Origin of the sequence: Bacillus sp. SD075, assembly GCF_017355165.1 — a bacterium.
Taxonomy (GTDB): Bacteria; Bacillota; Bacilli; order Bacillales; family DSM-1321; genus Peribacillus.
The window spans coordinates 1-25,282 of the sequence record NZ_JADILK010000038.1; the positions used below are offsets into that span (position 1 = coordinate 1).

Sequence of the window (25,282 nt, forward strand, 5' to 3'; positions counted from 1 at the left end):
AAGGGAGCTATGCATACATAGCTCCCTTGCTTCCCTTTAATGTCGCAGTAAAATCATTTCATTCCTCAATTCATTCAACTGCTGCTCCATCCGCGAAAGCATTTCCCGTTGCTGGTCATTCGAACTGGCATACAATCGTTCCATATCCGTCAAAGCCTCTTCGATATACCTTTGCGAATTTTGAAATTGTTCATCATCATAATGCTCCTGCCGTGAGGCCTCGTTAAATTCAAACTCTGCAAAATGGAGAGCCCCTTCACATTGCTCTAAAAAATGATCGACGGATTGTCTGGTTGCCATTTCAAACCCTCTCCTTCGCGTCTCATTTGGATGATTCGGAATCATCTTTTCTAGTTTGAGCAAATAACGGGTGGATTATCATTTTTTTTGAACAATCAACCTCTATCCCAAAACTTCTCACCCTGACGGGAAATGAATTGCTCGATCCACTCGGCAAAGCTCATATGAAGCCTCTCGCCTTCTTCAAAATCATCGATATGGCCTTTTACCATTAAATACTCCTTATCGCCTTTAGCGACGGCTTCCCCATCGATGACGATATTATCTTGATAAATGCAAGCCACTTTATAGCATCCCTCATAGGAATTTTCATATGTGTAATTAATAATATCATCAAGACTGTATAAATCATTTTCCCCGCCTAATTCGACATTATCGAACAGACGGCATCCATTCGTTATTTTTAAAAACTCCTTATAATCCTCGGGCAGAAGCAGTCCGGTTTTCTTTTCAAAGGAATGAATTTGTTCATCCGAAGCAGGTGAATTGAAGGTGCAAGTGGCTTTGTATATGAATCCATCTTCATTTACTTCGATCACCTGATTATTTTCGGCTAATTTCTTTTTCATTTGATTAATCGCTTCTTCAACTTGACCGGTCATGTCCATCAGCTCCCGATAGGATATAGTCATTCAAAGATATAATAGCAGCAAAAATGTTTAGCCTTCAACTATACAGTATACGCTTTTTTTTCAAAAAAAGACCTAGCTGCGAGAATGTTGTATAATATATGTTACGCTTTATTTTATTTAGGAGGTTGCTGATTTGAATCAAGCAAACCCGTTTATATATGCAACGGATAACAAACGATATCATACATGGAATTACCACCTTAGGGAACATTTTGGTCATAAGGTTTTTAAAGTTGCCCTGGATGGCGGTTTTGACTGTCCGAACCGTGATGGCACCGTCGCACATGGCGGCTGTACCTTCTGCAGTGCCTCGGGCTCTGGTGACTTTGCCGGCAGCAGGGTTGAACCCCTCGACGTCCAGTTTAAGAAGATCAGCGAACGGATGCATCATAAATGGAGAGATGGAAAATATATGGCCTATTTCCAAGCGTTCACGAATACGCATGCACCAGTGGCAGAGCTTCGCGAGAAATTCGAAAGTGTATTGACCCAGGAAGGTGTCGTCGGACTCTCGATCGCGACACGCCCGGATTGCCTTCCTGATGATGTAGTCGAGTATTTAGCGGAATTGAACGAACGCACCTACCTTTGGGTGGAGCTTGGTCTCCAGACGGTCCATGAAAAGACCGCGACGATGATCAACCGTGCCCATGACTTCGATTGCTACAAAGAAGGCGTCGATAAACTGCGCAAACACGGCATTCGCATATGCTCACATATCATCAATGGCCTTCCTCAGGAAGATTACGACATGATGATGGAAACTGCCCGTGAAGTCGCCAAACTCGATGTGCAGGGGATAAAGATCCATTTACTTCATTTATTAAAAGGGACACCGATGGTCAAACAATATGAAAAAGGACTGCTCGAGTTTCTTGACCGTGACGATTATGTCAGCCTGGTCTGTGACCAGCTGGAAATAATCCCTCCAGAAATGATCGTTCACCGCATTACGGGTGACGGTCCGATCGATTTGATGATCGGTCCAATGTGGAGCGTCAATAAATGGGATGTCTTGAATGCCATCGACGCCGAATTGAAAAGCCGCAACAGCTGGCAAGGGAAAAATCACACGGAGGTACAATCATGAAGCTTGACCGAATTTTGCCATTCGCCAGGATTCTGCTGGAAAAAGCGGTCCGCCCCGGGGATATAACCATAGATGGCACAATGGGCAACGGGTTTGATACGGTCTTTCTTGCCGGACTTACAGGTGTAAACGGACATGTCTATAGTTTTGATATTCAGAAAGAAGCCATCCAAACCACAACGGCGAAATTGAGCGCCGAGAATTTACAAGAGCGCTGCACCCTCATTCACGATGGGCATGAACATTTAAGCAAATACATCAGAAAAGAACATTCCGGTAAGATCACGGGTGCCATTTTCAACCTAGGCTACCTTCCTGGCGGAGACAAATCAATCATCACCCAAGCCGGTACGACGATATCAGCCATTGAACAGCTGTTCGAACTGCTGGCGCCCGAAGGCATCATCATCCTCGTCATTTACCATGGTCATCCAGGGGGATCGGCAGAACGTGATGCATTGATGGATTATGTACACAACTTCCCTCAACAGAAGGCCCATATCCTTAAATACGGGTTCATCAACCAAGCAAACAATCCGCCATTCATTGTCGCGATTGAAAAGAGATGATGACTTTTGACACCGTTCTTTACGAATGGTGTTTTTGCAATCAGAACTTTTTGAATTTTTCGTCTATAATGATTATAATGGATAGAAAATAGATAAGAGGGTGCAGAAAATGGAACATTTGCCTACTTCATTACTGACGGATATATTGACTGAAAAAATTAAAAGGGATTCAAGTGAACAATACGGGGATTTTATCAATTCGCTTAACACGTTGACAGAAAAACAAAAAACCATGGAGGACCTTAAACAATTCGATCGACATTTTGATAAGTTCCTGCCACAGCTCGATTTAATGATTTCCACCCAAACCCATGAAGCGATCTTGAATATGAAAGCGACGCTTTTGGACCTATTCGCCAATGACTTGACCTTCAAATCCATTTATCTTCTATCCGCTGCATTATCCAATAAAAAAGAACTTACACATTTGAACCAATTTATGTACCCGGTTACTTTCTGGGCACCGGTCATCAAGTCGAACGAATTGGTTAGAAACGCGGGCTGATCTATTCAAACAAAGCTGCCCAAAAATCACCAGTTGCACATTAAAAATAAAAGCAACAGAGACTCCCTTCATTTGGAAGTCTCTGTTGCTTTTTCACCAAGTAGGTATCATTATCTTTCTTGAATCGCTTGTACAATCCATTTTTATAGTTTTTACCAACTATATTAACATGCTTCATATGAAAATAATCTCTCTCGTCGCTCGATATTCACTTGGTGAAAGCCCTACTACCTTTTTAAAAATTGTACTGAAATAGCTGGGCGTATTAAAACCTTGTTCAAAAGCAATTTTTTCTATCGTTTGATCGGTGTGTCTCAAAAGCCATACTGCCTTTTGGATACGCACAAACGTTAAATAGGAAACGAAGCTATGGCCAGTTTCTTTTTTAAATATTCTACTAAAATATGTTGGACTAAAATTAACTTCATTTGCCGCTTGTTGAATCGTCAAGTTTTCCGCGAAGTGTTCAGCAATATAATCTATGCTCGTTTGTACAGATAGATTCGGTGGAATTTCATCGAAATAGCGTAGAGATAATCGATGTCTGGGCGGACTCCTCCGAGCCGTTCTTGCTTCTTGATAGGACTTTTTTAAACCTGATAACTCTCGATGGATAGAGCCCACACCTATATATAATTGAATGCCATATCGATGCTTCAAGAGATCTATCAGTTCAACAATTGTCTTTTCTCCTTCCTCCCAATAACATGGAGCAGCGATCCCTTTAGGAATTTTCAACGTAAACACTAAATGCTTCCTAAAGGGAAGAAAATAGACATCATTCCCAATGGTAGAAAGCGCTTTCATAAACTTTCTTTGAATTACGCTCGAAGCCTGCCACCCCTCGTTCTCCTCCCTCTTTGGCGAAAGCACAAAACCTTGAATGAAGTACACCACATTCGGGATCATTCCTTTTATTAAAAGGGTTTTCATCTGCTCAAGAGCTACTTCTTCTCTAAGAATACTTTGTAAAAACTGTTCATCGGCTGAATTTTCTTGTTCAAATGTAACCATGTTTCTATTAGATGAATCCAGTACTTTTTTTATATTCCGATAAAACAGATGCTTACTAATCGGTTTGATGAATAACGATGGTAGCTGAAGTTCAATCACAATAGGGGCCGTTTGTAACATCGAGGCGTCAATCAATGGAAACAAGAGTAAATTTGGATGCTTTTTGAGCAATCTTCTCACCTTTAACCAATCAAATGGGGTCTTGATTTCCATTATTATTATAATTATTTCATCGTTACAGAATGTCTCTAAATCGTCTCGGAGCATTAGTTTTTCAAAAAAAGGATGAGCTAGCCAAGTTTCAATTTTTTCTTTTTCCAATGAATCGGTCACTAATAATTTTACACAATACGCCATGTTCCCCCCTATTCTGACAGAAAATTCAATTTATTAATCATTATACTATTTCCCCCTGGATACTGAGCATAATTATGTAAAAATCAAACAAAATTTTGAAAGGTACCTCGTTTGATTTTCAAGTACAATAAAAAATAATGAAAGGTTTACACGCACTAAATGAAAGCCCTTTCATTAAACGAAAGGAGTTGTAAGAAGATGGCTAGTGAGTTCAATGACGATTATGAATACATAGCAGCAGAAAAAGTGGACATTAAAGATTTAGCTCCACTTGATGCCGAAACAAGCAGAGTCATGAAACAAGAATTTGGAACAGGTTTTAAACTAACGATTTTTTACTACATCTTTATCTTTTCCATTCCGATTTTAAATTGGTATATGCCTGAAATTTTCTTTTCTAAATTTGTTGGTGGCATGACGTATTCATGGTTTTTCACTAGTGTCATTGCGATGGCATTAGCTTTCATTATTGCCTATGTTCACACGTCACTTTATGAGAAGCGGCTTAAAAAGTACGAAGATAAGAATGCTGGCAGTACCGAGAGGAGGAACATTACTTGATTAAAACTTTACTAGAGCCAAAAATGTTACTAACAATTATCTTGATGGGAACAATTATCTTTATAACATATTTAACAAAACGTAATTCAAACGCAAGTGATTTCTTTGTTGGAGGACGTAGCTTCAGTTGGTTCACGAACGGGTCAGCGATTGGTGGAGACTATTTAAGTGCAGCAACCTTCCTTGGAATCGCCGGCCTAACCTTTCAATTAGGGTATGACGGAGCCTATTATGCGTTTTGTTTCTCCATCGGTTTAACTTTGCTTGCTATTTTCGTGGCTGGTCCACTACGCCGATTCGGTGCTTTTACAGTGGCCGACTTCCTCGCCTATCGCTTCCATAGTCAACGTGCCCGACTGACAGCTGTTGTTGTCGTCTTGGCAATTTCAGGATTTTATGCAGCACCTCAGTTACTTGGTGCAGCACAAATATTAAGTATGTTCTTTGGAACAAGTTATGAATTTGGAATTATTTTCACTTGTACCCTTATGGTGTTCTATGTTGGAGTCGGTGGCATGAAAGGAACCACGTTGAACCAAGCCCTTGAACTATGGATCCGTCTTGCTGCATTTATCGCAATGACTATTGCTGCTATTTATGCCGGATTTCATTACCATACCATTTTAGCAAATATTAATGATTTTTCTGGTTCAATTATGAACACCGCTCAATACACAAATGATGGCAAAGATTTTGTTGTAGATGGTGATTCTTGGTCCGGAACAGGTAACTACTTCCCCACATTCTGGCAAACAATTTCGATGACGATCGGTCTTTCCCTTGGTACAATTGGTCTCCCTCATCTATTATTACGTTTCTATACAAACCCCAGTGCAAAAGCAGCTAGACGTTCTGCATTAATGGCGATCGGTATTGCCAGCGTATTCTTCTTATTCGCTGTTTATCTTGGAGCAGTTGGTCGCGCAATCTTCATCAAAGGTGAGGCTTCTTCACAAGTTATGAGTGACCTTATTATGGGTGGGAACAACATGGTTGTTCCATCTACAGCTCAAGCACTAGGTGGCGAATGGATGCTAGGTCTTGTTATCGCTGGTGCCTTTGCCGCCATTTTCTCAAATTTGTCAGGTCTGTTCATCGCAAGCTCAGGAGCACTTGCCCATGATGTATATGCTACATTTCTCAAGAAAGACATTACCCAAAAACAACGTGTTATTGCTGGTAAAGTAGCTATTCTCATTCTTGGTATGTTATACGGGGTACTTGGATTACTTGTTAAAGAGGCTTCAATTGGTCATCTTGTTGCCCTTGCATTCACTGTTGCCGCAAGTACATTCACCCCCATTTTCATCTTGGGAATATGGTGGCGCGGCATGACAGAAAAAGGGGCAATTGCCGGACTTCTTCTTGGACTTGCTTCATCGATGTATATGATTTTCTTAAAATACACACTACCTAACTTTCTACAATTCAATGTTCCAGGGCTAATTACCGTTCCGATTGGCTTCCTTAGCGTATATATCGTTTCTAAATTAGACGGTAAGGTTCCTAGTGATGTCAATAAATTCATGCAAAAAGTTCATTCTAAAGAGTCTGAGGTTACTTAAATAAAGGTACAGGTTTTTCTCCGCCCATTTAACCAAAAGAAGCCGCTGAACCTAAATTCAGCAGCTTCTTATCAAACGACGTACCCTAATATCTTTAAACGGTTTTCAACAAAACTCAGTGCATATTGAAATACATCATCACGCTCTGGTTCGTTGAAGATTTCATGATAAAGCTTCGGCCATTCCTTATACTGCTTTTCACTGGCCAAGTTATAATTAAACCACTCACGAACCGCCTTCTTATTCACGATTCGGTCATCTCCGCCCTGCATGACCAAAAGCGGCACATCCTGAAATTCAGGGATCTCTTCAAAAGCATCCTTCATCGTCTGTGCAAGTTCACGATACCAGCGAATCGAAACCTTTGTAATATATAATGTATCGTTTCTATCGGATTCACGAATTTCCGCACTTCTCGTCGCCATTTCAGGTGTCAATCCAGAATCTACCCTGAACTTAGGCATCACGATGTTCAAACCATGCGAGATGGTTGCCAGGAACTTCGGCGGCTTCGTCACAAGGCCCAAGCATGGAGAAGAAAGAATCACCCCTGCAATGTCCCATTCCTCTTCCTGAAGAAGGCGTATCGAAATCAAACCTCCCATGCTATGTCCAAGTAAAAAGACCGGCAACGAATATTCGTAAGCCTCTTCTATCCAGCTTTTCACTTCGTCCAAATACTCATCAAAGGAATCGATATGTCCCCGGTAGGCACGGGTTGTCATACCCTGCCCAGGAAGGTCGCCCATGACGACATGGTATCCAGCTGAAAGCCACATTTGTGTTACCCACTTATAACGTCCGTGATGTTCCATTGCCCCATGAATGATGACAATGACGCCCTTTGCGTCTCCTTCTGTCTCCCATTTCCACATTCGAAATCCCCCTTTCACTTTTCACTTGTTGTATACGATCCATGATAGTTAAAATAATATATATAAATTATAACCATATTCGTGATTTTCGACAAAAAAGAAATCTAACAAGTTGTACATTGCTATTATAAATAGCCAAGTGTATTTGCATACGGTATATTAAAATAATACATAAAAACATTCACTTCGGAAAGGAAATGATTGAAAATGATTATTTATCCGTATAAAGGCAAAGAACCTGAAATTGCAGAAAGCGCTTATATTGCTGAAAATGCTGTCGTGACTGGTGATGTCAAAATTGGCGACGAAACATCAATTTGGTTCAATTCCGTCATTCGCGGTGATGTATCCCCAACCATCATCGGGAAAAAAGTCAGTATACAGGATAACAGCATCCTGCACCAAAGCCCAAATAATCCATTGATCATCGAGGATGAAGTAACCATTGGCCATCAGGTCATTTTACATAGCTGTAAAATCCGTAAAGGAGCTTTGATCGGCATGGGATCGATTGTACTTGATGAAGCTGAAATCGGCGAAGGAGCGTTCATCGGTGCCGGCAGCCTCGTTCCCCAAGGTAAAGTCATTCCCCCGAACATGTTGGCATTCGGACGCCCAGCTAAAGTCATTCGCGAAATCAACGAAGAAGATCGCCAGGATATGGAACGCATCGTACGTGAATACGCTGAAAAAGGACAATACTATAAAATGGCGGAACGAATAAAGTGACTCACGAGCAATTGACTGAATGTTACGAACAACTGACCCATACAAACTTGTAAACGGCCCTAACTCAATATACGTAATTGAATTTCTTTGGGATTTCTTGAATTATTCCCGCTGACGGCAAAATTAATCCATAAAAAAGGTGCCCCGCTAATTGCGGGACACCTTTTTTATGGATTACGCTTGTGCTTTTAATGTTTCTGCTTTGTCCGTGCGTTCCCATGGAAGATCGACATCTGTACGGCCAAAGTGTCCGTATGCAGCTGTTTGTTTGTAGATTGGGCGACGAAGGTCAAGCATTTTGATGATACCTGCTGGACGAAGGTCGAAGTTAGCGCGAACGAGGTCAACAAGGACTTCTTCGCTAACCGTACCAGTTCCGAACGTATCAATAGAGATTGATACAGGCTCTGCCACACCAATTGCGTATGCCAATTGAACTTCCGCTTTGTCGGCAAGGCCGGCTGCCACGATGTTTTTCGCAACGTAACGAGCAGCATATGCAGCAGAACGGTCAACTTTAGTAGCATCCTTACCAGAGAATGCACCGCCGCCGTGACGAGCGTATCCGCCGTAAGTATCAACGATGATTTTACGTCCAGTAAGACCAGCATCCCCTTGAGGTCCGCCAATTACGAAACGGCCAGTCGGGTTGATGAAGTACTTAGTTTCAGCATCGATCAATTCAGCTGGGACAACTGCTTTGATCACATGTTCCTTTAAATCGGCTTGAATTTGTTCAAGCGTAATTTCTGCATCATGCTGTGTAGAGATAACGATCGTATCTACACGTACAGGAAGGTTATTCTCATCATACTCCACAGTTACCTGTGTTTTACCATCAGGGCGTAAGTAAGCAAGAGTTTCATCTTTACGAACTTGAGCCAAGCGGAATGAAAGTTTATGCGCCAATGAAATCGGAAGCGGCATAAGCTCTTCTGTTTCATTACAAGCAAATCCGAACATAAGACCTTGGTCCCCCGCACCGATTGCATCGATTTCTTCCTCTGACATGTTTCCTTCACGAGCTTCCAATGCTTTATCGACGCCAGCTGCGATATCGGCAGACTGCTCATCAATGGAACTCAACACGGCACAAGTTTCAGCATCGAAACCGTATTTCGCACGTGTATAGCCAATTCCTTTAATCGTATCACGAACGATACGAGGAATATCCACGTAAGCGGACGTTGTAATTTCTCCGGCAACAAGTACAAGACCTGTTGTGACACTAGTTTCACACGCAACACGTGCATTTGCATCCTTAGCAAGGATAGCATCTAAAATGGAATCTGAAATCTGATCACAAATTTTGTCCGGATGGCCCTCTGTAACAGATTCAGAAGTAAATAGACGTTTCTTTGACATCGTATTTCCTCCTTGGAAGTTAGTATGTTGTAGGCATAAGCCTGTTTTTACGGAACTCGTTTCCCTCATTAGTTTCAACTATAGACACAGAATTACTTATAAAAAACACAAAAACCTTCCCTGGCAAATGAGGAAAGGTTTAAAATTCTGTCTTCTATCCTTTCACTCTTATCGTTCAAGGGTTTTTTACCTTGCTCAGGTTAGCACCATCACCACTATTCCTTGAAGACCTTCGCTTTATTTTCGGCGATCGATCTTGGAGTCAAGTTCAATATGGCAGGTTGCTGGGTTTCAAAGGGCCTGTCCCTCCACCAACTCGGGATAAGAGAATCCGTACAATTTAAGATATTATCCTATCTGGCTGGAATTTGTCAATGCTTTTCTAAAAAGAACATCTCCACCCAGAATGGCGTCCATTTGCAAAAAACATGTTGATACAACGTCCCAAAGGGGTTCACAATGTAAAATACGAATAGAAATGTTGTAAATTGCCATTAATAATAAAGTATTGAGCATTCGAAAAGGAACGACATCCTGACTTTACCAATAGACATATATTGCTTACTTACTTCCTATTAAAATAAAATTTTCTTCATGAAAGTATATGCGATAATCCTGTCTCGGTTCCTGCCGGATTAAAATGATTAACGCGACCAGCTGAAAATAATCACAAATTAAAATAAATAGTATAGACTAATTAAATGAATGTGTTATACTAATTGTAATATAAAAACTTAAACAAAGGAAGGTACCTCATAATGAATTCTGTAGATGTTTCTAATGAGTTACACCAATTATTAACAGGAAACAATGTGCAAACTCAACTTTCAGTTCCTCAATTGGTCGAAAAAGTATTAAGCAGAAATGAAGGAGTTTTAACATCAACCGGCGCGGTAAAAGCAGAAACTGGCAAATATACCGGTCGTTCACCTAAGGATAAATATATCGTTGATGAAGCATCAGTTAAAGATAAAATTGATTGGGGTTCAGTGAACCAGCCAATTTCCGAAGATGTGTTCAATAAACTATATAATAAAGTAGTGGACTACCTAAAAGCAAAAGAAGAGATTTTTGTTTTTAAAGGTTTCGCTGGTGCGGACGAATCATCACGTCTTCCAATCCGTGTTGTTAATGAATATGCTTGGCATAACCTTTTCGCCCATACTTTGTTCATCCGTCCAAACGAAGAGGAACTAAGAGGTCACGAATCAGAATTCACGATCCTTTCTGCACCTAACTTCAAAGCAGACCCAGAAGTGGACGGAACTTCATCCGAAACTTTCATCATCATTTCATTTGAACGCCGGACAATCCTGATCGGCGGAACGGAATATGCAGGAGAAATGAAAAAATCGATCTTCTCGATCATGAACTACTTACTTCCAGAGGCTGGAATCCTTCCAATGCATTGTTCTGCAAACGTAGGACGTGAAGGGGACGTCGCTTTATTCTTCGGACTGTCCGGTACAGGCAAAACAACTTTATCGGCAGACACTAGTCGTAAACTGATTGGCGATGACGAGCACGGCTGGTCTTCTAACGGTGTATTCAACATCGAAGGTGGCTGCTATGCGAAAACGATTAATCTTTCACGTGAAAAAGAACCACAAATTTTCGATGCGATCCGTTTCGGTGCCGTACTGGAAAATGTTGTTGTTGATCCTGATACACGTGAAGCGAACTATGATGACAGTTCATTGACTGAAAACACTCGCGCCGCTTACCAAATGCAAGCGATCGATAACATCGTGAATCCAAGTATTGCAGGACACCCTAATACAATCATTTTCTTAACAGCTGATGCTTCAGGCGTTCTGCCTCCAATCAGCAAGCTTTCGAAAGAGCAGGCAATGTTCCATTTCCTAAGTGGATACACTAGTAAATTGGCTGGTACTGAAAGAGGAGTAACTTCACCGGAATCTACATTCTCCACTTGCTTCGGTTCACCTTTCTTACCGCTTCCCGCTCAACGCTATGCTGAGATGCTTGGTGATAAAATTGACGAGCACAGTGCAAAGGTTTACCTTGTCAACACTGGATGGACTGGCGGAGCATACGGAACTGGAAGCCGTATGAAACTTGCTTACACTCGTGCAATGGTACAAGCGGCACTTGAAGGTGAATTAGCGAACATCGAAACGATCAAAGATGAAATCTTCGGTTTGGATATTCCTCTTCATGTTCCTGGGGTTCCTGACGAAGTGCTTCAACCAATCAAGACTTGGGCAGATCCTGCCGCTTATAACCAAGCAGCAACAGCCCTCGCCGCTCAATTCCGTGCAAACTTCAAGAAATTTGGCAGTGTTCCAAGTGAAATCGAAGAACTTGGCGGACCGACAGCTCAATAAATTGTACACAAAAGGACCAAGCCTCTTGCTTGGTCCTTTTCTTCATTGGTTTTCTGCCCTTCGTCCCCCTGCCGATCATGATATTCAAAAAGGGCACTGTCATGGTCAGCGCCCCCTTAATCCTTAATCCATTATCGATGTTTGTCCAATTTTTTAGATGATCGCTTTATTCCTGGCTTTTTTCATGGACATCGTTTTGTATTGATATATATTGCCCAGGTTGGCCACCGGGACCTCGGATTTAGTTTCATCAATGCAATTGCGTGTATCCAAAATCATTTTATTGCTCATGAGATTCGATAGTTTATCATAATCCATCTGTTTAAATTCATCATGGTCAGTCAGGACAAGTATCAAATCTGCATCATTTACAGCGTCTTCAACTGATACGACTGGCATTTTTCCAGATTGGACATGCGGGTCATGCAAGGCTACATCCATGTTTTCCATCCCCATCAAGATATTGACGACATCAATGGCGGGACTTTCACGAATATCATCTACATTTCCTTTATAGGCAAGACCGAAAACAGCCACTTTTGGCTTCCGGATCCCCTCTAGCATCATCCTTACGCAATTAACGATATAATAAGGCATTGATACGTTTGTATCACGGGCCAATTTAATGATTTTCGCATACTCTGGTGCCTTTGCAACGACGAAATACGGATCGACAGCTAAACAATGGCCGCCAACTCCTGGTCCTGGTTGGTGTATATTGACACGAGGGTGTTTGTTTGCCATTGATATGACATCCAAAACATTGATGTCCAGCTCAAAACAGACCTTCGTCAACTCATTCGCAAGGGCGATATTGACATCCCTGAAGGTGTTTTCCATCAGTTTGGACATTTCAGCCGTTTTCGCATCCGTCTGAATGATCTCCCCTTGAACGAAGGTTTTATAAACAAGACTTCCTTTATATGAGCATGTTTCCGTAATGCCCCCGACGATACGGTTATTATGAACCAACTCTTCAAGAATCCTACCAGGTAAAACACGTTCCGGACAATGAACGAGGAAAATGTCTTTTCCAATGGTAAGGCCCGTCCTCTCGATCATCGGTCTAATATGATCATCCATGCTTCTTGGCGCAATCGTCGATTCGATAATGATGACATTCCCTTTTTTGATAAAAGGAAGAATGTTGGAAGTTGCATCCATGACATGAGTTAAATCACAGGATTGATGCATGTCCTTTTTATTTGGAGTAGGTACCGCGATAATGAAGACATCCGCATGTTCCGGGCTTAACGCAGCTCGGAACTTATTGGAAGCAATCACTTCTTCTAATACCTCATCCAATCCAGGTTCTTCGATATGGAGCCTGCCGCTATTCAAATTGGAAATAATCTCAGGATGGATATCCACGCCGACAACATCGACACCGTGTTTCGCAAACATTAAAGAAGTTGGAAGTCCTATATAACCAAGTCCGATTGTACAAAGTTTCATATAAACCACTCCTATCTATTTTTCTGCTGCACTCAAATTTGTTAGGCTGTTTGATAGATTTCGATAAAGATTTCCTTCTCTTGTTTCCAATTGTATTTTTGCCGAGCCTTCAGGCAGTTATTGCTCATTTCCGCCCTTTTTTCAGGATGTTTCAATAAGTAATTGACGCCTTCGGCAATTGATTTTGGATCATGTGAATCGACACACACACCGATTTTTTCCGTATCGACAACCTTTTGAATTTCAGGAAAGCTGCATGCAACCACAGGCACACCGCTCATCATGTATTCAAACAATTTATTTGAAGAGGCGGAGTAGTGATTAAAACAGACATTATTCAATATCTGAAAACCTAAATACGCATTTTTTGTATAATGGAGCAGCTCGTCGACCGGAACCTTTGGCAGGAACTTCACACGATGCTCGAGATTCATGTCCCTTACTTTTTTCATTAATTCATCCTTGATCCTTCCATCTCCGATAAAAACTACGGTCCCGCCTTCGATCATCGGCACAGCATCAATCAATTGCTCTAATCCTCTTCCCATTTGAACGCCGCCTTGGTATAACAATATCGGTTCATTCTCTGGCAAATCGAGCAGCTCATGCAAATTCACGGCCGTACTTTCCTCAGGATTGGTTGGAATCGGGTAATTATGGACCACTTTAGGGTAAAGACCATATAAGTCTTCGTTATACTTAGCTCTCGTATGGTTTTCGGCAATCATTTCATCGACGAACATCAATAGGAATTTCTCCATCATTCCATAAATTCGGCTATTATATCCCGTTCTGCTCGTTTGTACCTCATGCGAGTCATAAATCAGCTTTTTTCTTCTCAACCATTTACTGCTGATCGCTCCCTGCATGAGCGTATTCAAATCATTCGAATGATAAAAATCATATTTCCTTTTCCGGCCATGATAGATCATTTGACCAAAAATGTAACTCCTTGTTAATAGTGTCGGCAGCTTCGTTTTAGTGATGATAAGGGTACCCAGCGCAAGGAGCGCAAGGGAACCGAACAGTATTCCCGATCCCGCCCAACCGTTGATTAAGTTCAAATTCCATAACGTATTCCAGACCAATAAAGTCAATAGAACGATTTCAAACTTCTTTTTCTTCAATTTGCCTACGATCCTAAGAATCCTATTAAGCGCCTCCCAGCGATTATTCACCCTAGTGACAGAGAAACCATTTTGGTGCTTCTCCTTTTTGGGCAAATCCTTGATCTTCCAGTTATGAATGGCGATTAAATCGACTTCATAACCCGCTTCAGTAAGTGCTGTGCATTCTCTTAACACCCTCGCATCGTTCGTAAAGTGATTCCACACGAACATACATACTTTCTTCGCCATGTTGTCCTCCACTTCCGGATTTTTCAGCCTGACGCTTCCATCACATTGATGAGACCCTTAATATTTTTAGACCATTGAAAATGTTGTTTAGCATACCGATGGCCGTTTTCCCCCAGTTCTTCACGGAGGGCTGGATCTGAGGCCATGGTCAATATATGCTGACAGATTTCATCAACATTCCTGCTCTCTGCCACCAACCCGCATTTCGCCTCTGAGAGCATCTTCTTGGCCCTGCCGTCCACATCACCGACAATGGGTTTACCGACACACATATAATCGATGATTTTACCAGGCAGAACCTTATTGAAGACTTCTTTTTCAACCAAGCTCACATAGGCAATATGGGACGTCGAAACTTCATGAAGAGTCACTCTTCGATTCATCGCATTAATCATCTTAATATTAGTCAGCCCTCTAGAGTTTATCTCCTTCTCCACTTCCGCTATCCGATATCCATATCCAATCATCGAGAACTCGATTTGTTTATGTTCCCTTAGCCTTTCAGCTACGGCTATCAGTTTTTTCAAGTCCTGGGCCAGTCCGATATTCCCCGCATAAACAACCTTGATTACCTCTTCCGATACGGGTGTAAGCAAATTCTTTAACGTCAGCTCATCCGCAGTAAGCGAATTAGGGATGAATTGGATGGCCTCTTCCTTGACTCCCTTTGCAACGATATAATCCCTGAAACCCGGACTATTGATGATTATGAAATCTGAATGCCGATATAGCTTCCTTTCCAGGAAGAAAGCGATTTTCAAAACCCACTTATTAGTAAATACGCCTACTCCTATCAGTGATTCCGGCCATAAATCCCTGACATCTGTAATGAGTTTCGCCTTCATCTTTTTCTTGGCTATCAATGCCGCCATTGTCGGGAAGATCGGCGGGGTCGTGGCAAACACGTAATCATATTTTTTTTCGAGACGGATGATTGTATAAATGAAAAGCCACATCGCTTCAAGATAATGAAGCAACCGCTTCCCCATATTGCTTGTATACCTCTTCACTTTGTCCGGTTTAATCCTGATGACATCCTCTTCAATGCTTTCTTCATCCCAAAACTTTGTATCTTGATATAAACTTTGATTAGGATAACTCGGCTTCAATGTGATGACCGTTACCTCAAATCCGTTTTTTTTCAAATGGAGATATATATTTTTCATTCTATTTCCCGCACTTCCGATTTCCGGATAAAAGTTTTGCACGATCATCAGGACGCTTTTCATATTCGCCTATCACCTCTATTCTGCTTTGCTATGCTTCCTGCTTTACATTGTAAATGCCAGATATTAACTGAAGGTTAAAGAAATATAAAGTCCTTATTAATATTGTAAAAATTCTGTTAATTATTGTTTCTTTTTTATATTTCCCATGAACTTCCCGTTATAATGGGGGAGACATTCAGAAGGGGAGGAAATGAGCATGCCTAAACAACGTATAAAGGTCATGACCGTATTTGGTACAAGACCGGAGGCTATCAAAATGGCACCAGTCGTTTTGGAACTGAAAAAGCATCAAGCAGAAATAGATACCATCGTGGTGGTCACCGCCCAGCATAGGGAAATGCTCGACCAAGTCTTGCAATGTTTTCAAATAAAGCCCGATCACGATTTGGATATGATGAAGGATAGACAAACATTAGAAGGGATTACAACGCGGGGCATTGAAAGATTGAGTTCGCTCATGAAAGATATAAAACCGGATATCGTCCTCGTACATGGGGACACAACGACAACTTTCATTGCGAGCTTGGCTGCGTTCTATAATAAGATACAGATTGGTCACGTTGAAGCTGGCCTTCGGACTGGTCATAAGTATTCTCCATATCCTGAAGAAATGAATAGGCAGCTGACAGGTGTCTTAGCTGATTTGCATTTTGCCCCAACAAATCAGGCGGCAGAGAATCTAATTTTGGAAAATAAAAAAAGTGATTGTATCCATATTACTGGCAATACGGCTATCGATGCCTTGAAAACAACCGTCCGGAAAGACTATGAACATCCGATTCTATCTGGTTTGAATGGAGATCGTATGTTATTGATGACTGCGCATAGACGAGAAAATATCGGAAAACCAATGGAAGAAATATTCCGTTCCGTCAAACGGCTGCTTGAAGATCACACGGATATCCAAGTTGTTTTCCCACTCCATAAAAACCCAGTAGTCCGTGAAATTGCTTACCGGATTTTTGGTGAAACGGAAAGACTTCACTTAATAGAACCGCTTGAAGTGCTTGATTTTCATAATTTTGCGGCGCACGCCCATCTAATTTTGACAGATTCCGGAGGGGTGCAAGAAGAAGCTCCCTCACTTGGTGTTCCTGTCCTTGTGTTACGCGATACGACAGAACGGCCGGAAGGAATTGAGGCTGGTACCCTTTTATTGGCAGGAATTGAGGAAGAACGAATTTATCAATTAGCAACAGGCTTACTTACAAATGAAGAAGCCTATAAAAAAATGGCGACAGCTTCCAACCCATATGGTGATGGATTCGCTTCAAAGCGGATAGTTGAAATCCTATTAAAGCATTGCGGAATGAAATCCCCCCTTCCCTTATGAAAAAACTCAAGAAGAAAAATGAGAAAATCCTGTCACGTAAGCGGCAGGATTTTTCTATTCTGTCAGCTTTTGAAAAAGCTACTTCCATTTTCGTTGCGCAAGATTAAAGCAATGACAAAACTAATCCTAATTTGAATGTAAAAATGTAAGATCCATATGTGATAGTTTGGGTAGATCAAGGTTTCATTGAAATCTATCGTATTAGATTGAAAACTTTAAATGGCTTGGAGGTGTTTAAATGTTCAGGGAAGATCCAAAGTGTGGCAATTGTGGCAAGGAAATTAAGGGAGACGAGGTCGCTCTTGTAAAAATGCTTTATCCACAGCGTAAAGGGATGACTGAAATAAAGGCATATTAAAAAATGAAGGAAGTTCCATCTGCGAAGCTTGTTTTGCTCAAGAAATATGTTTTAATTTTTTTATGGGGAACTGAAGATGGTTCACATTAGAAAATGCAGCTAAGCCACCCGTTTGTGCATGATTTCACCAGTTAATATAAAGGAGGATAAGATCTCCCTGTCGAATGGATAGTCATGACACGAAACTGGAGGATTAGTATGAAAAATCAGGTTACTCCCTATTTATTTTTCAATGGCCAAGCAAAGGACGCATTAGCCTTTTACGCAGAAGTATTTCATGCAGAGATTACCGATATGCAAACCTATGGGGAAGCCGATTTCCCAACACCCGAAGAAGCGAATGACCTTGTTTTGCATGCCAAAATCAAAAAAGGCGATATGTTGATCATGGTATCTGATACGTTTCCAGGCAATCCCCTTGAAGTCGGGAATAATGTAGCTCTGGTCCTTGAATGTGAAAGCGACTCGGAAATCCAGCATTTATATGATGTTATGTGTGAAAAGGGATTATCCTTAATGGAACTGAAAGATACCTTTTGGGGAGCTAAGTATGGTAAGGTCAAGGATCAATTTGGCATACACTGGGACTTGAATTTTACAAAATGAATGTAAAAATGGCCGGAAACACGATTTGTATCCCCAGCCATTTTTAATAGGGATGATTCCCGGAAACCATCCATCAAAACACATGAAAATAGTTAAGGATATTTTTTCCAATCAATAAAATCGTGACGCAAATGAATAATATACGTACATAGGAAGCACCTTTCTTAATTGCGAAATTCGTTCCTACCAATGCTCCTGCAACCATTGCAAGACCCATCGGAATTCCATACGCAAAATTGACGGTCCCCATAGATAAGAAAATGATAAGTGCGGCAATATTGCTTCCAAAATTCAATATTCTTGCATTTCCGGCAGCCTGGACAAAATCAAACCCAATGATCAAAAATGAAAATAATAAAAAGGAACCTGTGCCCGGTCCAAGAAAGCCATCATAAAAACCAATCGCAAATATGATGCCTATCAAAAGAATCATTTTCTTCCTTTTCAGCCCTTTATACTTTGCATCTTTACCCCAATCCTTTTTTACCAACGTATAAATCGCGACAATGACCAACAAAATCAAAATGAGTGGCTTCAATATCTCTGCGGAAACGAAATGTACAACGTATGCTCCTAACGCCGCTCCAATCACAGTTATCGGAAACAGCTTGATGACGAATTTGAAATCCACTTTTCCAGCCCGAATGAATGAAATCGTACTCGTTAAAGATCCCATTGTACCCGCCAGCTTGTTAGTGGCAAGTGCCGCTGAAGGCGAAATCCCCGTGAACAATAAAGCCGGAATGGAAATTAAACCGCCCCCGCCCACAACGGAATCGATGAATGCGGCAATAAAACCCGCAAGTACTAAAAATAACAAAGTATAGAGATTGATGTCCTCCATGTATTCCCCTTCTTTCAAAGACACTTCTAAAATGCCATTACTCATTTTCCATCCAGATAATCGAATAACCTTTCCTCTGAAATGACCGTGAATCCATGCCGCCTAAGCAAAGCCTGCGGTCACTCCATTCCCAACCTTCTTCTTCCCCTTGAATTCCCCATTTTAAATCATGCCACTCCCACAGGATGGACTATTTTCTTTTAAAACGACTAATGTCGCCCCTACCTCCCGGGCTTTCAATAACGTAAGATTCGCCCCATTTATGTATAATTCCGTTACATCCCTGCCCGACTTTTCGATGATCTTCGCTTTTCCATCAAGGACATCCCCACCTTCACCGCCAACTATCTCAGCAGGTTCCCTCGGTATCGAAAAACCCCCTAGCAACTCAGGACAGACGGTTATAACCTTTTTCTCCCTCATTAATTCCATCATCCAAGCTGTGTGTACCATTGTATCTCACCTCAAGACCCGCTAAACAGGAACTCACCAAAATCATCAAATCACCCACCCCATGCGCTTTACACCATTTTACCACTCTTGTAGTGACCATCATTTCGAAGATTGAATATCCACTTGTGCAGACAAGTCGTAGGATGGATTATAGGTGTGGAGGTCGGGTTATGCGAGCGCAGGTCGATTTATGGGCGTATACGGCCGATTATGGACGTTTAGGTCGAATTATGGGTGCACAGGCCGAACTTTTAGCACATGAGCCGAATTGGTGGTGAAATTATTGGCTCACAACTCGAATTCTGCAACTCAATCAAAAAAAGCGCTTACAGTGAAGACTATTCACGGCAAGCGCCTGTCTATTTAGTTAGTTGAATTCAGTGATAGCAGTTGGTACGTAATGATGGTCTTTTCACTCGTCCATTCAATTTTTTGGATAACGGCTGTTCCGCTTGAGTCAGATTGAATCGATTTGCGGACATCGATTGGAATGTCGATAGGGTATAACCTGTAACCAGCTTTCGACAGCCGAAAAATGTTTTCTTCTTCACGGGTTTCGTTCCCTTTTGTAACGATCATGGTATTTAGCTCCATAGGCATGCCCATGTGTATCTCCTCCTCTTGCCAATATACTTAGTATACTTCATTTTATCATTATTCGGTTTTACTTTTCATCCAAGATGTTAAATCTTCGACTACTTTTCTGTTCACGGCCGGTGGGAAGTAATGCGTGAATTGCTGGAAATACCAGCTTTCGACCTCTTTGTCATGCATTTTCAGCCTTTTTTCCAACCTGTACGCATGTTCAATGGCGACATTGTCATCTTTTTCACCATGAATGATCAGGACGGGTACATTCAAATCTTCAATCGCAAACAATGGCGTACGGTATTCATATTGATTGGGGCATTTTTTAGGTGTTCCGCCTATGACCCGCTTCATCATCCGCCGCATATCGACACGTTCGACATATGTTAAAAACATATCCGACACACCTCCCCATGTGACGATCGAGGCGGCATTCCTGCAATAGATCCCAGTCCAAAGCGCCATGATGCCGCCACGGGAAAATCCGAGGATATGAATGTGGTCTTTGTTCACCCGGGGATGCTGTTCAAGAAGATTGAATCCTGATATCGCATCGAATCTATCTTCGCCTCCAAAATCCTCATCTCCCTCTCCGCCTTGATTTCCACGGTAAAAAGGGGCAAAGACGATGAAACCTTCTACGGCATACTGTACGATCCTTGCAGGTCTCACCTTGCCGACATTTTTAATCCCGCCTCGTAAATATAAGAAGGCATCATGTATTTCGCCATAAACCGGTTCGGCAAGCAGCCCCTTCACCTTCAGGCCTTGTGATATGTATGTAACTGAATAAAGATGGATTTGTGGATGCGGTGATGGAAACCGCCGTTTTGAAATAATCGTTCCGTTCTCCAATTTCCACTCTCCTTTCTCTTTAATCTTATTGTAAAACATCCGCTTGTTTTTATCCCCTGAGAGGCATTCACATTTTTTTCTTCCGTTCATACGATAATGTAGGCAAAATACCTATATATCAAGGAGGAAGGAATTTTGAAAAAATGGTATAAAGCAGGTGCCGTATTTTTACTTCTGTGCATGCTGGTGATCCCGCTTGGAGCATGTGGCAACAAGGAAAATGATACAACGAAGGTCAGAGTGGCCGAAGTAACCCGCTCCCTTTTCTATACACCGCAATATGTAGCGATTGAAAGAGGATTTTTTAAAGAGGAAGGTCTAAGCATTGATTTGAAAACGACTGCAGGCGGAGACAAGACGATGACCACGCTTCTATCCAATGGGGCGGATATCGCCCTCGTTGGCTCTGAAACATCGATTTATGTTCAGGCACAAGGTTCGAATGACCCGGTCATCAACTTCGCTCAATTAACACAGACGGATGGAACGTTTCTTGTTTCACGTGAAAAAATTGACAACTTCAATTGGGATATGCTGAAAAACTCTACATTCCTAGGCCAGCGAAAAGGCGGGATGCCGCAAATGGCCGGCGAGTTCGTATTGAAAAAACATAACATAGACCCGAAAAAAGATTTGAACCTCATCCAGAATATTGATTTTGCGAATGTCGCAACTGCCTTCGCTTCCGGAACCGGCGATTTTGTTCAACTGTTCGAACCAACAGCCAGTGTGTTCGAAAAAGAAGGAAAAGGCTATATTGTCGCTTCTTTCGGCACAGAGTCGGGGCATCTTCCCTATACAGTTTATATGGCTAAGGAAAGCTATTTGAAAGATGACAAAGAGACTGTCGAAAAATTCACGAGGGCATTGAAGAAAGCACAGGATTGGGTTCAGGAAAATGATGCTGCTGAAATTGCTGAAGTCATTCAGCCGTATTTTGAGGATACCAATATCGAGACGATGGAAACAGTTATCAATCGCTACAAAGAACAAGGATCCTTTGCCACGGACCCCATTCTTGATGAAGAAGAGTGGAACAATCTGCAAAACATCATGGATGAAGCAGGCGAGCTGCCTTCGCGTATAAGCCATGAAGAGCTGGTCAATACCGATTTTGCTGAAGATGTCATAAAATAGCATAGCTAAAGGTAAGGAGGATGTCCGATGAGCTTTTTAAAAATCCAAGACATTCACCATACTTATTTTTCAAATCAGACGGCAGCGACCGCACTAGCGGACATTTCCCTCGACATTGAAAAAGGTGAATTCGTCTCTTTTCTAGGTCCGAGCGGCTGCGGAAAGACCACCCTGCTTTCCATTATCGCCGGGCTATTTCCGCCCACTGCGGGAAAGATCCTGCTCGAAAACAAACCGCTGAAATCCAACAGTGGCCTTTCAATTGGCTATATGCTGCAGCAGGATTATCTATTTCCATGGAAGACGATTGAAGAAAATATATTATTAGGATTGAAACTGATTAAAAAAGATGAAGGCCTTGAGAGAATAAAAACGCTGAAACTTTTAAGTGACGTTGGATTGGGAGGCACCGGAAAATTATATCCGCGCGAACTCTCGGGAGGAATGAGGCAAAGGGCTGCACTGGCACGGACACTGGCGGTCGATCCAAAAATCCTTTTGCTTGATGAACCGTTTTCGGCTCTTGATTACCAAACGAAGTTAAAACTTGAAGACCTTGTTTTTGAAACCCTGAAATCCTTTGGAAAGACAGCCGTGCTTGTCACCCATGATATCGGTGAAGCCATTGCAATGAGTGACCGCATTTATCTGTTTTCCGCAAACCCGGGAAGCGTGCACAAAACGTTTAAGGTGCCCGATGAACTGCGTGAACTCACGCCTTTCCATGCACGCAATCATCCACAGTACCCGATGCTATTCCAAACGATCTGGAAGGAGCTTGAGACCCTTGAATATTGAACAGCTTCATAACCAATATAAAACTTCATTAAAAAAAGAAAACAGGCTCATTCGCTTTTATCAGATCCTGATTTTCATCGTTTTTTTCAGCAGTTGGGAACTTTTGTCCAGGATGGAAGTGATCGATCCGCTCATCTTCAGCTCCCCAACTAAAGTATGGAATCTTTTCATACAGAAATTAGGTGATGGAACACTGTTATCCCATTCCGGAGTCACGCTATTCGAGACCGTTCTCGGCTTTATCATTGGGACACTGCTTGGAACGATCCTGGCATCCCTGCTTTGGTGGTCGCCGAAATTATCAAAAACACTTGACCCCTATCTCGTCATTTTAAATGCCATGCCGAAAGTGGCACTCGGCCCCATCATCATCGTAGCATTCGGTCCTGGCTTTCCATCCATCATCTCGATGGGGGCGATCATCTCCATCATCATCACCACCATTGTCGTCTACACAGCCTTTCGCGAAGTGGATCCGAACTACCTGAAGGTACTCCAAACTTTTGGCGCCACAAGAACACAAGCTTTTCGGGAAGCCATATTACCCGCATCCTTTCCAACAATCATCTCAACATTGAAAGTGAATGTCGGCCTCTCCTGGGTTGGCGTCATCGTCGGGGAATTCCTTGTTTCGGCAAAAGGACTCGGCTACCTCATTATTTATGGCTTTCAAGTTTTCAACTTCACCCTCGTAATGCTTGCCTTGATGATCATTGCCGTCTTTGCCACAATCATGTATCAACTAGTCGAACTGCTCGAACGAAAATTAATCAAAGACTAACCAAACTGCCGATGATCCTCGGCAGTTTTTCAATCATGCTGAGATAAACATGAAGTAGTTTCGGCGATTCACTCGTTCCTCAGCAAAATACAAGCATCCAGTCTTGATAAGCTCAACGGTACAATCTCGTCTTTCATGATGAAGCTAAATTCCTCACCGAGTACATCCGGCAATGCTTCCAAAAAGATTGGGCCTTCCGTTTCCAGGTAATTCTGTTTCTTCTCTACTTCTACCAATGCAGCATAGTATATGGATTTAACGAATGGCTTCAATGGATCATATACTTTATATTGTCCCAAAAATTGCAGTTGGCCCACCACACCTCCTGTTTCTTCATACACTTCCCGTCTGGCCGTTTCTTCAATCGATTCCCCTGATTCCCGCTTTCCTCCTGGGAACTCCAATCCACGCTCCCTGTGTTTGGTCAATACCCACCTGCCCTTATAACTGCTAAGCACAAAAACATGCCAAGGCTCTCCAAAGACGGGATCCTCCGAGAATTCCACCTTATATCCGTTCTTATCAAGAAAACGTTTCATTTTTCCCCTTCTCTCCGTATAAGAAATAATGCTATGGCCCTCCATTCATTATATGGGTTAAAAAAAACACTATCCAGCCAGAATCTTCAACACATCAAAAAAACGATGGACCCTCAATATTCGAGGCCATCGTCTGTTGCTTTTGCCTGTAAAATCCCCATGCTTTCTATATGTCTTCTTCCTTCTTCAGTACCCAGAGCATAAATCATCTCATAAATTTTTTGGAGAGTGATATCCTGTTTATCATTTTCACGGTCAAAATGATATTGAAGGTATGGGACATGTGCCCGGTAAAAATTTTCTTCCCCTACTGAATAATTATAATCAAATAATTCACGTAATTTGATGATTTCATTATCGGTCGCCTCGATCTCGAAATTCCATGGAGAACTTTCCCTATCTTGTGTTATCTGCCCATTCGGAATCCAAATGTAATATTTTTTCCTTTTTTCAGACACATTCATCCACCCTTTCCATATTTCCTACGCTTATTTTTCACGTATTTCCCTACTTCATACAATGGAAAATTTTGTTTACAGAAGAACAAAGATGTTAAATAATAGATTAAAGTATCTTTCAAAGGGTAAAACATATAATAAGCCCAAGCATCCCTTAATATTTTTATATGCACCCAGAGGTTTTTTTGATAACCTACATATAAAGAGATAACGGATTTCTAATAAGTGTGAGGTGAGCGTTTTGAAGTTAATTGAAGAATTATACAATATGTACCGTGATAAGATGACTGGTGATGAAGAAGATATTGATATGCTTACCTTTGCGGTTCTCGAACAGCTTGACCGCAAAGAAATTTTCGAATTGCTTCAAGAGATGGATGATCAAGAACTAACCAATTTAATGGGCCTTTACATTATTGAAACGTTAAAAGGGAAGTTCGCTCAAAATGGTATGAACGACACGAAACCTACACATTTTCCGCCAAGAAACATTCATTAATACATACCTTGTCAGGTGTCCCTCTTTTGATGGATGCCTTTTTATTATTTTGGCCAAAAGAAAAAGCCCTACCGAAGCAGA

27 protein-coding genes, 1 pseudogene and 1 riboswitch are annotated in these 25,282 nt (G+C 41.7%); of the genes and pseudogenes, 14 read left to right on the plus strand and 14 right to left on the minus strand.

All coding sequences use genetic code 11. From position 1 onward, the window contains the following. Positions 1-36: 36 nt before the first annotated feature. The gene (locus tag IOC57_RS19590; RefSeq protein ID WP_207440270.1) at positions 37-300 is read right to left on the minus strand and encodes a DUF2524 family protein; all 264 of its coding nucleotides are present in this window, start codon (positions 298-300) and stop codon (positions 37-39) included. Between the two features lie 95 nt (positions 301-395). Continuing rightward, positions 396-902 carry an SMI1/KNR4 family protein gene (locus IOC57_RS19595; RefSeq protein ID WP_207440271.1) on the minus strand — a complete coding sequence of 169 codons (507 nt, stop codon included), beginning with the start codon at positions 900-902 and terminating at the stop codon, positions 396-398. Positions 903-1,065: 163 nt separating this feature from the next. Here IOC57_RS19595 and mnmL point away from each other — a divergent pair, with 163 nt between their 5' ends. The 3 genes from mnmL to IOC57_RS19610 all read left to right on the plus strand — a co-directional run bounded on the left by mnmL (position 1,066) and on the right by IOC57_RS19610 (position 3,096). Continuing rightward, positions 1,066-2,022 carry a tRNA modification radical SAM protein MnmL/YtqA gene (gene mnmL / locus IOC57_RS19600; protein WP_207440272.1) on the plus strand — a complete coding sequence of 319 codons (957 nt, stop codon included), beginning with the start codon at positions 1,066-1,068 and terminating at the stop codon, positions 2,020-2,022. Beyond that, a complete protein-coding gene (mnmM, locus tag IOC57_RS19605; protein WP_207440273.1) occupies positions 2,019-2,591 on the plus strand; it encodes a tRNA 5-(aminomethyl)-2-thiouridylate-methyltransferase MnmM in 573 nt (190 codons plus the stop codon). The genes mnmL and mnmM overlap by 4 nt, the downstream gene beginning before the upstream one ends. A 109-nt stretch (positions 2,592-2,700) precedes the next feature. Beyond that, positions 2,701-3,096 (plus strand): hypothetical protein, encoded by a 396-nt coding sequence (locus IOC57_RS19610; RefSeq protein ID WP_207440274.1) that lies wholly within the window; start codon positions 2,701-2,703, stop codon positions 3,094-3,096. 174 nt (positions 3,097-3,270) lie between these two features. Here the strand turns inward: IOC57_RS19610 and IOC57_RS19615 are convergent, their stop codons facing one another. Continuing rightward, entirely contained in the window at positions 3,271-4,431 is a 1,161-nt protein-coding gene (locus IOC57_RS19615; protein WP_207440275.1) for a helix-turn-helix domain-containing protein, read from the minus strand. 234 nt (positions 4,432-4,665) lie between these two features. On the opposite strand from IOC57_RS19615, the gene IOC57_RS19620 reads away from it, so the two are divergent. Both IOC57_RS19620 and IOC57_RS19625 read left to right on the plus strand, forming a co-directional pair. Next, complete coding sequence (locus tag IOC57_RS19620) at positions 4,666-5,028, plus strand: hypothetical protein (protein ID WP_207440276.1); 363 nt, start codon at positions 4,666-4,668, stop codon at positions 5,026-5,028. Continuing rightward, entirely contained in the window at positions 5,025-6,593 is a 1,569-nt protein-coding gene (locus IOC57_RS19625) for a sodium/solute symporter (RefSeq protein ID WP_207440277.1), read from the plus strand. Before IOC57_RS19620 ends, IOC57_RS19625 begins: the two co-directional genes overlap by 4 nt. Positions 6,594-6,664: 71 nt before the next feature. Here the strand turns inward: IOC57_RS19625 and IOC57_RS19630 are convergent, their stop codons facing one another. Beyond that, positions 6,665-7,468 (minus strand): alpha/beta hydrolase, encoded by an 804-nt coding sequence (locus IOC57_RS19630; RefSeq protein ID WP_207440278.1) that lies wholly within the window; start codon positions 7,466-7,468, stop codon positions 6,665-6,667. Between the two features lie 210 nt (positions 7,469-7,678). On the opposite strand from IOC57_RS19630, the gene IOC57_RS19635 reads away from it, so the two are divergent. Then, a complete protein-coding gene (locus IOC57_RS19635) occupies positions 7,679-8,197 on the plus strand; it encodes a gamma carbonic anhydrase (protein ID WP_207440307.1) in 519 nt (172 codons plus the stop codon). A 174-nt stretch (positions 8,198-8,371) separates the two neighbouring features. Here the strand turns inward: IOC57_RS19635 and metK are convergent, their stop codons facing one another. After that, positions 8,372-9,562, minus strand: a complete 1,191-nt coding sequence (metK, locus tag IOC57_RS19640; protein ID WP_207440279.1) for a methionine adenosyltransferase — start codon at positions 9,560-9,562, stop codon at positions 8,372-8,374. Positions 9,563-9,727: 165 nt separating this feature from the next. Then, positions 9,728-9,890, minus strand: a riboswitch (SAM riboswitch). Positions 9,891-10,320: 430 nt separating this feature from the next. On the opposite strand from metK, the gene pckA reads away from it, so the two are divergent. Beyond that, positions 10,321-11,910, plus strand: a complete 1,590-nt coding sequence (gene pckA, locus IOC57_RS19645) for a phosphoenolpyruvate carboxykinase (ATP) (protein WP_207440280.1) — start codon at positions 10,321-10,323, stop codon at positions 11,908-11,910. 153 nt (positions 11,911-12,063) lie between these two features. Here the strand turns inward: pckA and IOC57_RS19650 are convergent, their stop codons facing one another. From IOC57_RS19650 to IOC57_RS19660, 3 genes are read right to left on the minus strand one after another with little or no spacing between them, the layout of a single operon-like run. Next, positions 12,064-13,365: a nucleotide sugar dehydrogenase gene (locus tag IOC57_RS19650; protein WP_207440281.1), complete on the minus strand. Its 1,302-nt coding sequence runs from the start codon at positions 13,363-13,365 to the stop codon at positions 12,064-12,066. 41 nt (positions 13,366-13,406) lie between these two features. Beyond that, a complete protein-coding gene (locus IOC57_RS19655; RefSeq protein WP_207440282.1) occupies positions 13,407-14,723 on the minus strand; it encodes a glycosyltransferase in 1,317 nt (438 codons plus the stop codon). A gap of 23 nt (positions 14,724-14,746) precedes the next feature. Beyond that, positions 14,747-15,952, minus strand: coding sequence for a glycosyltransferase family 4 protein (locus IOC57_RS19660; RefSeq protein WP_309487737.1), 1,206 nt, complete (start codon positions 15,950-15,952; stop codon positions 14,747-14,749). 196 nt (positions 15,953-16,148) lie between these two features. Between IOC57_RS19660 and wecB the strand changes: the two genes are divergently transcribed. The 3 genes from wecB (at position 16,149) to IOC57_RS19675 (ending at position 18,249) form a co-directional block, all read left to right on the plus strand. Continuing rightward, the gene (gene wecB / locus IOC57_RS19665; protein ID WP_286185060.1) at positions 16,149-17,285 is read left to right on the plus strand and encodes a non-hydrolyzing UDP-N-acetylglucosamine 2-epimerase; all 1,137 of its coding nucleotides are present in this window, start codon (positions 16,149-16,151) and stop codon (positions 17,283-17,285) included. A gap of 238 nt (positions 17,286-17,523) precedes the next feature. Continuing rightward, positions 17,524-17,643: a Fe3+ hydroxamate ABC transporter substrate-binding protein gene (locus tag IOC57_RS26350; RefSeq protein ID WP_309487738.1), complete on the plus strand. Its 120-nt coding sequence runs from the start codon at positions 17,524-17,526 to the stop codon at positions 17,641-17,643. Between the two features lie 198 nt (positions 17,644-17,841). Then, on the plus strand, positions 17,842-18,249 hold the full coding sequence (locus IOC57_RS19675) for a VOC family protein (RefSeq protein WP_207440284.1): 408 nt from the start codon (positions 17,842-17,844) through the stop codon (positions 18,247-18,249). A 73-nt stretch (positions 18,250-18,322) separates the two neighbouring features. Here IOC57_RS19675 and IOC57_RS19680 read toward each other — a convergent pair whose 3' ends face one another. The 4 genes and pseudogenes from IOC57_RS19680 to IOC57_RS19695 all read right to left on the minus strand — a co-directional run bounded on the left by IOC57_RS19680 (position 18,323) and on the right by IOC57_RS19695 (position 21,028). Then, positions 18,323-19,093, minus strand: a complete 771-nt coding sequence (locus IOC57_RS19680; protein ID WP_207440285.1) for a sulfite exporter TauE/SafE family protein — start codon at positions 19,091-19,093, stop codon at positions 18,323-18,325. A gap of 41 nt (positions 19,094-19,134) precedes the next feature. After that, positions 19,135-19,592, minus strand: a pseudogene (locus IOC57_RS19685) (2-thiouracil desulfurase family protein). Between the two features lie 317 nt (positions 19,593-19,909). Continuing rightward, on the minus strand, positions 19,910-20,152 hold the full coding sequence (locus tag IOC57_RS19690) for a DUF2584 domain-containing protein (RefSeq protein ID WP_207440286.1): 243 nt from the start codon (positions 20,150-20,152) through the stop codon (positions 19,910-19,912). 48 nt (positions 20,153-20,200) lie between these two features. Continuing rightward, complete coding sequence (locus tag IOC57_RS19695; RefSeq protein ID WP_207440287.1) at positions 20,201-21,028, minus strand: alpha/beta hydrolase family protein; 828 nt, start codon at positions 21,026-21,028, stop codon at positions 20,201-20,203. A 141-nt stretch (positions 21,029-21,169) separates the two neighbouring features. Between IOC57_RS19695 and IOC57_RS19700 the strand changes: the two genes are divergently transcribed. Genes IOC57_RS19700 through IOC57_RS19710 form a run of 3 tightly spaced genes read left to right on the plus strand, consistent with a single transcriptional unit; the run spans position 21,170 to position 23,705 of the window. After that, positions 21,170-22,126, plus strand: a complete 957-nt coding sequence (locus IOC57_RS19700) for an ABC transporter substrate-binding protein (protein WP_207440308.1) — start codon at positions 21,170-21,172, stop codon at positions 22,124-22,126. Between the two features lie 27 nt (positions 22,127-22,153). After that, complete coding sequence (locus tag IOC57_RS19705) at positions 22,154-22,924, plus strand: ABC transporter ATP-binding protein (protein WP_207440288.1); 771 nt, start codon at positions 22,154-22,156, stop codon at positions 22,922-22,924. Further along, positions 22,914-23,705 carry an ABC transporter permease gene (locus tag IOC57_RS19710; protein WP_286185063.1) on the plus strand — a complete coding sequence of 264 codons (792 nt, stop codon included), beginning with the start codon at positions 22,914-22,916 and terminating at the stop codon, positions 23,703-23,705. Before IOC57_RS19705 ends, IOC57_RS19710 begins: the two co-directional genes overlap by 11 nt. Before the next feature lie 68 nt (positions 23,706-23,773). Here IOC57_RS19710 and ytkD read toward each other — a convergent pair whose 3' ends face one another. Together ytkD and IOC57_RS19720 are read right to left on the minus strand one after the other, a co-directional pair. Continuing rightward, entirely contained in the window at positions 23,774-24,244 is a 471-nt protein-coding gene (ytkD, locus tag IOC57_RS19715) for an RNA deprotection pyrophosphohydrolase (RefSeq protein ID WP_207440289.1), read from the minus strand. 113 nt (positions 24,245-24,357) lie between these two features. Next, a complete protein-coding gene (locus tag IOC57_RS19720) occupies positions 24,358-24,708 on the minus strand; it encodes a hydrolase (RefSeq protein WP_207440290.1) in 351 nt (116 codons plus the stop codon). 226 nt (positions 24,709-24,934) lie between these two features. Here IOC57_RS19720 and IOC57_RS19725 point away from each other — a divergent pair, with 226 nt between their 5' ends. Further along, positions 24,935-25,201, plus strand: a complete 267-nt coding sequence (locus IOC57_RS19725) for a DUF6154 family protein (protein WP_396020867.1) — start codon at positions 24,935-24,937, stop codon at positions 25,199-25,201. Positions 25,202-25,282: the final 81 nt, after the last annotated feature.

Excerpts from the sequence above, each read along its gene's own strand:
- IOC57_RS19680 (WP_207440285.1), bottom strand. The coding sequence starts at position 19,093 with ATGGAGGACATCAATCTCTATACTTTGTTATTTTTAGTACTTGCGGGT.
- IOC57_RS19650 (WP_207440281.1), bottom strand. The coding sequence starts at position 13,365 with ATGAAACTTTGTACAATCGGACTTGGTTATATAGGACTTCCAACTTCT.
- IOC57_RS19705 (WP_207440288.1), top strand. The coding sequence starts at position 22,154 with ATGAGCTTTTTAAAAATCCAAGACATTCACCATACTTATTTTTCAAAT.
- IOC57_RS19695 (WP_207440287.1), bottom strand. The coding sequence starts at position 21,028 with ATGTTTTACAATAAGATTAAAGAGAAAGGAGAGTGGAAATTGGAGAAC.
- ytkD (WP_207440289.1), bottom strand. The coding sequence starts at position 24,244 with ATGAAACGTTTTCTTGATAAGAACGGATATAAGGTGGAATTCTCGGAG.
- pckA (WP_207440280.1), top strand. The coding sequence starts at position 10,321 with ATGAATTCTGTAGATGTTTCTAATGAGTTACACCAATTATTAACAGGA.
- IOC57_RS19590 (WP_207440270.1), bottom strand. The coding sequence starts at position 300 with ATGGCAACCAGACAATCCGTCGATCATTTTTTAGAGCAATGTGAAGGG.
- IOC57_RS19595 (WP_207440271.1), bottom strand. The coding sequence starts at position 902 with ATGACCGGTCAAGTTGAAGAAGCGATTAATCAAATGAAAAAGAAATTA.
- IOC57_RS26350 (WP_309487738.1), top strand. The coding sequence starts at position 17,524 with ATGTTCAGGGAAGATCCAAAGTGTGGCAATTGTGGCAAGGAAATTAAG.
- IOC57_RS19675 (WP_207440284.1), top strand. The coding sequence starts at position 17,842 with ATGAAAAATCAGGTTACTCCCTATTTATTTTTCAATGGCCAAGCAAAG.
- IOC57_RS19655 (WP_207440282.1), bottom strand. The coding sequence starts at position 14,723 with ATGGCGAAGAAAGTATGTATGTTCGTGTGGAATCACTTTACGAACGAT.
- IOC57_RS19620 (WP_207440276.1), top strand. The coding sequence starts at position 4,666 with ATGGCTAGTGAGTTCAATGACGATTATGAATACATAGCAGCAGAAAAA.
- IOC57_RS19700 (WP_207440308.1), top strand. The coding sequence starts at position 21,170 with ATGCTGGTGATCCCGCTTGGAGCATGTGGCAACAAGGAAAATGATACA.
- IOC57_RS19690 (WP_207440286.1), bottom strand. The coding sequence starts at position 20,152 with ATGGGCATGCCTATGGAGCTAAATACCATGATCGTTACAAAAGGGAAC.
- IOC57_RS19630 (WP_207440278.1), bottom strand. The coding sequence starts at position 7,468 with ATGTGGAAATGGGAGACAGAAGGAGACGCAAAGGGCGTCATTGTCATC.
- IOC57_RS19610 (WP_207440274.1), top strand. The coding sequence starts at position 2,701 with ATGGAACATTTGCCTACTTCATTACTGACGGATATATTGACTGAAAAA.
- IOC57_RS19720 (WP_207440290.1), bottom strand. The coding sequence starts at position 24,708 with ATGAATGTGTCTGAAAAAAGGAAAAAATATTACATTTGGATTCCGAAT.
- IOC57_RS19660 (WP_309487737.1), bottom strand. The coding sequence starts at position 15,952 with ATGAAAAGCGTCCTGATGATCGTGCAAAACTTTTATCCGGAAATCGGA.
- metK (WP_207440279.1), bottom strand. The coding sequence starts at position 9,562 with ATGTCAAAGAAACGTCTATTTACTTCTGAATCTGTTACAGAGGGCCAT.
- mnmM (WP_207440273.1), top strand. The coding sequence starts at position 2,019 with ATGAAGCTTGACCGAATTTTGCCATTCGCCAGGATTCTGCTGGAAAAA.
- wecB (WP_286185060.1), top strand. The coding sequence starts at position 16,149 with ATGCCTAAACAACGTATAAAGGTCATGACCGTATTTGGTACAAGACCG.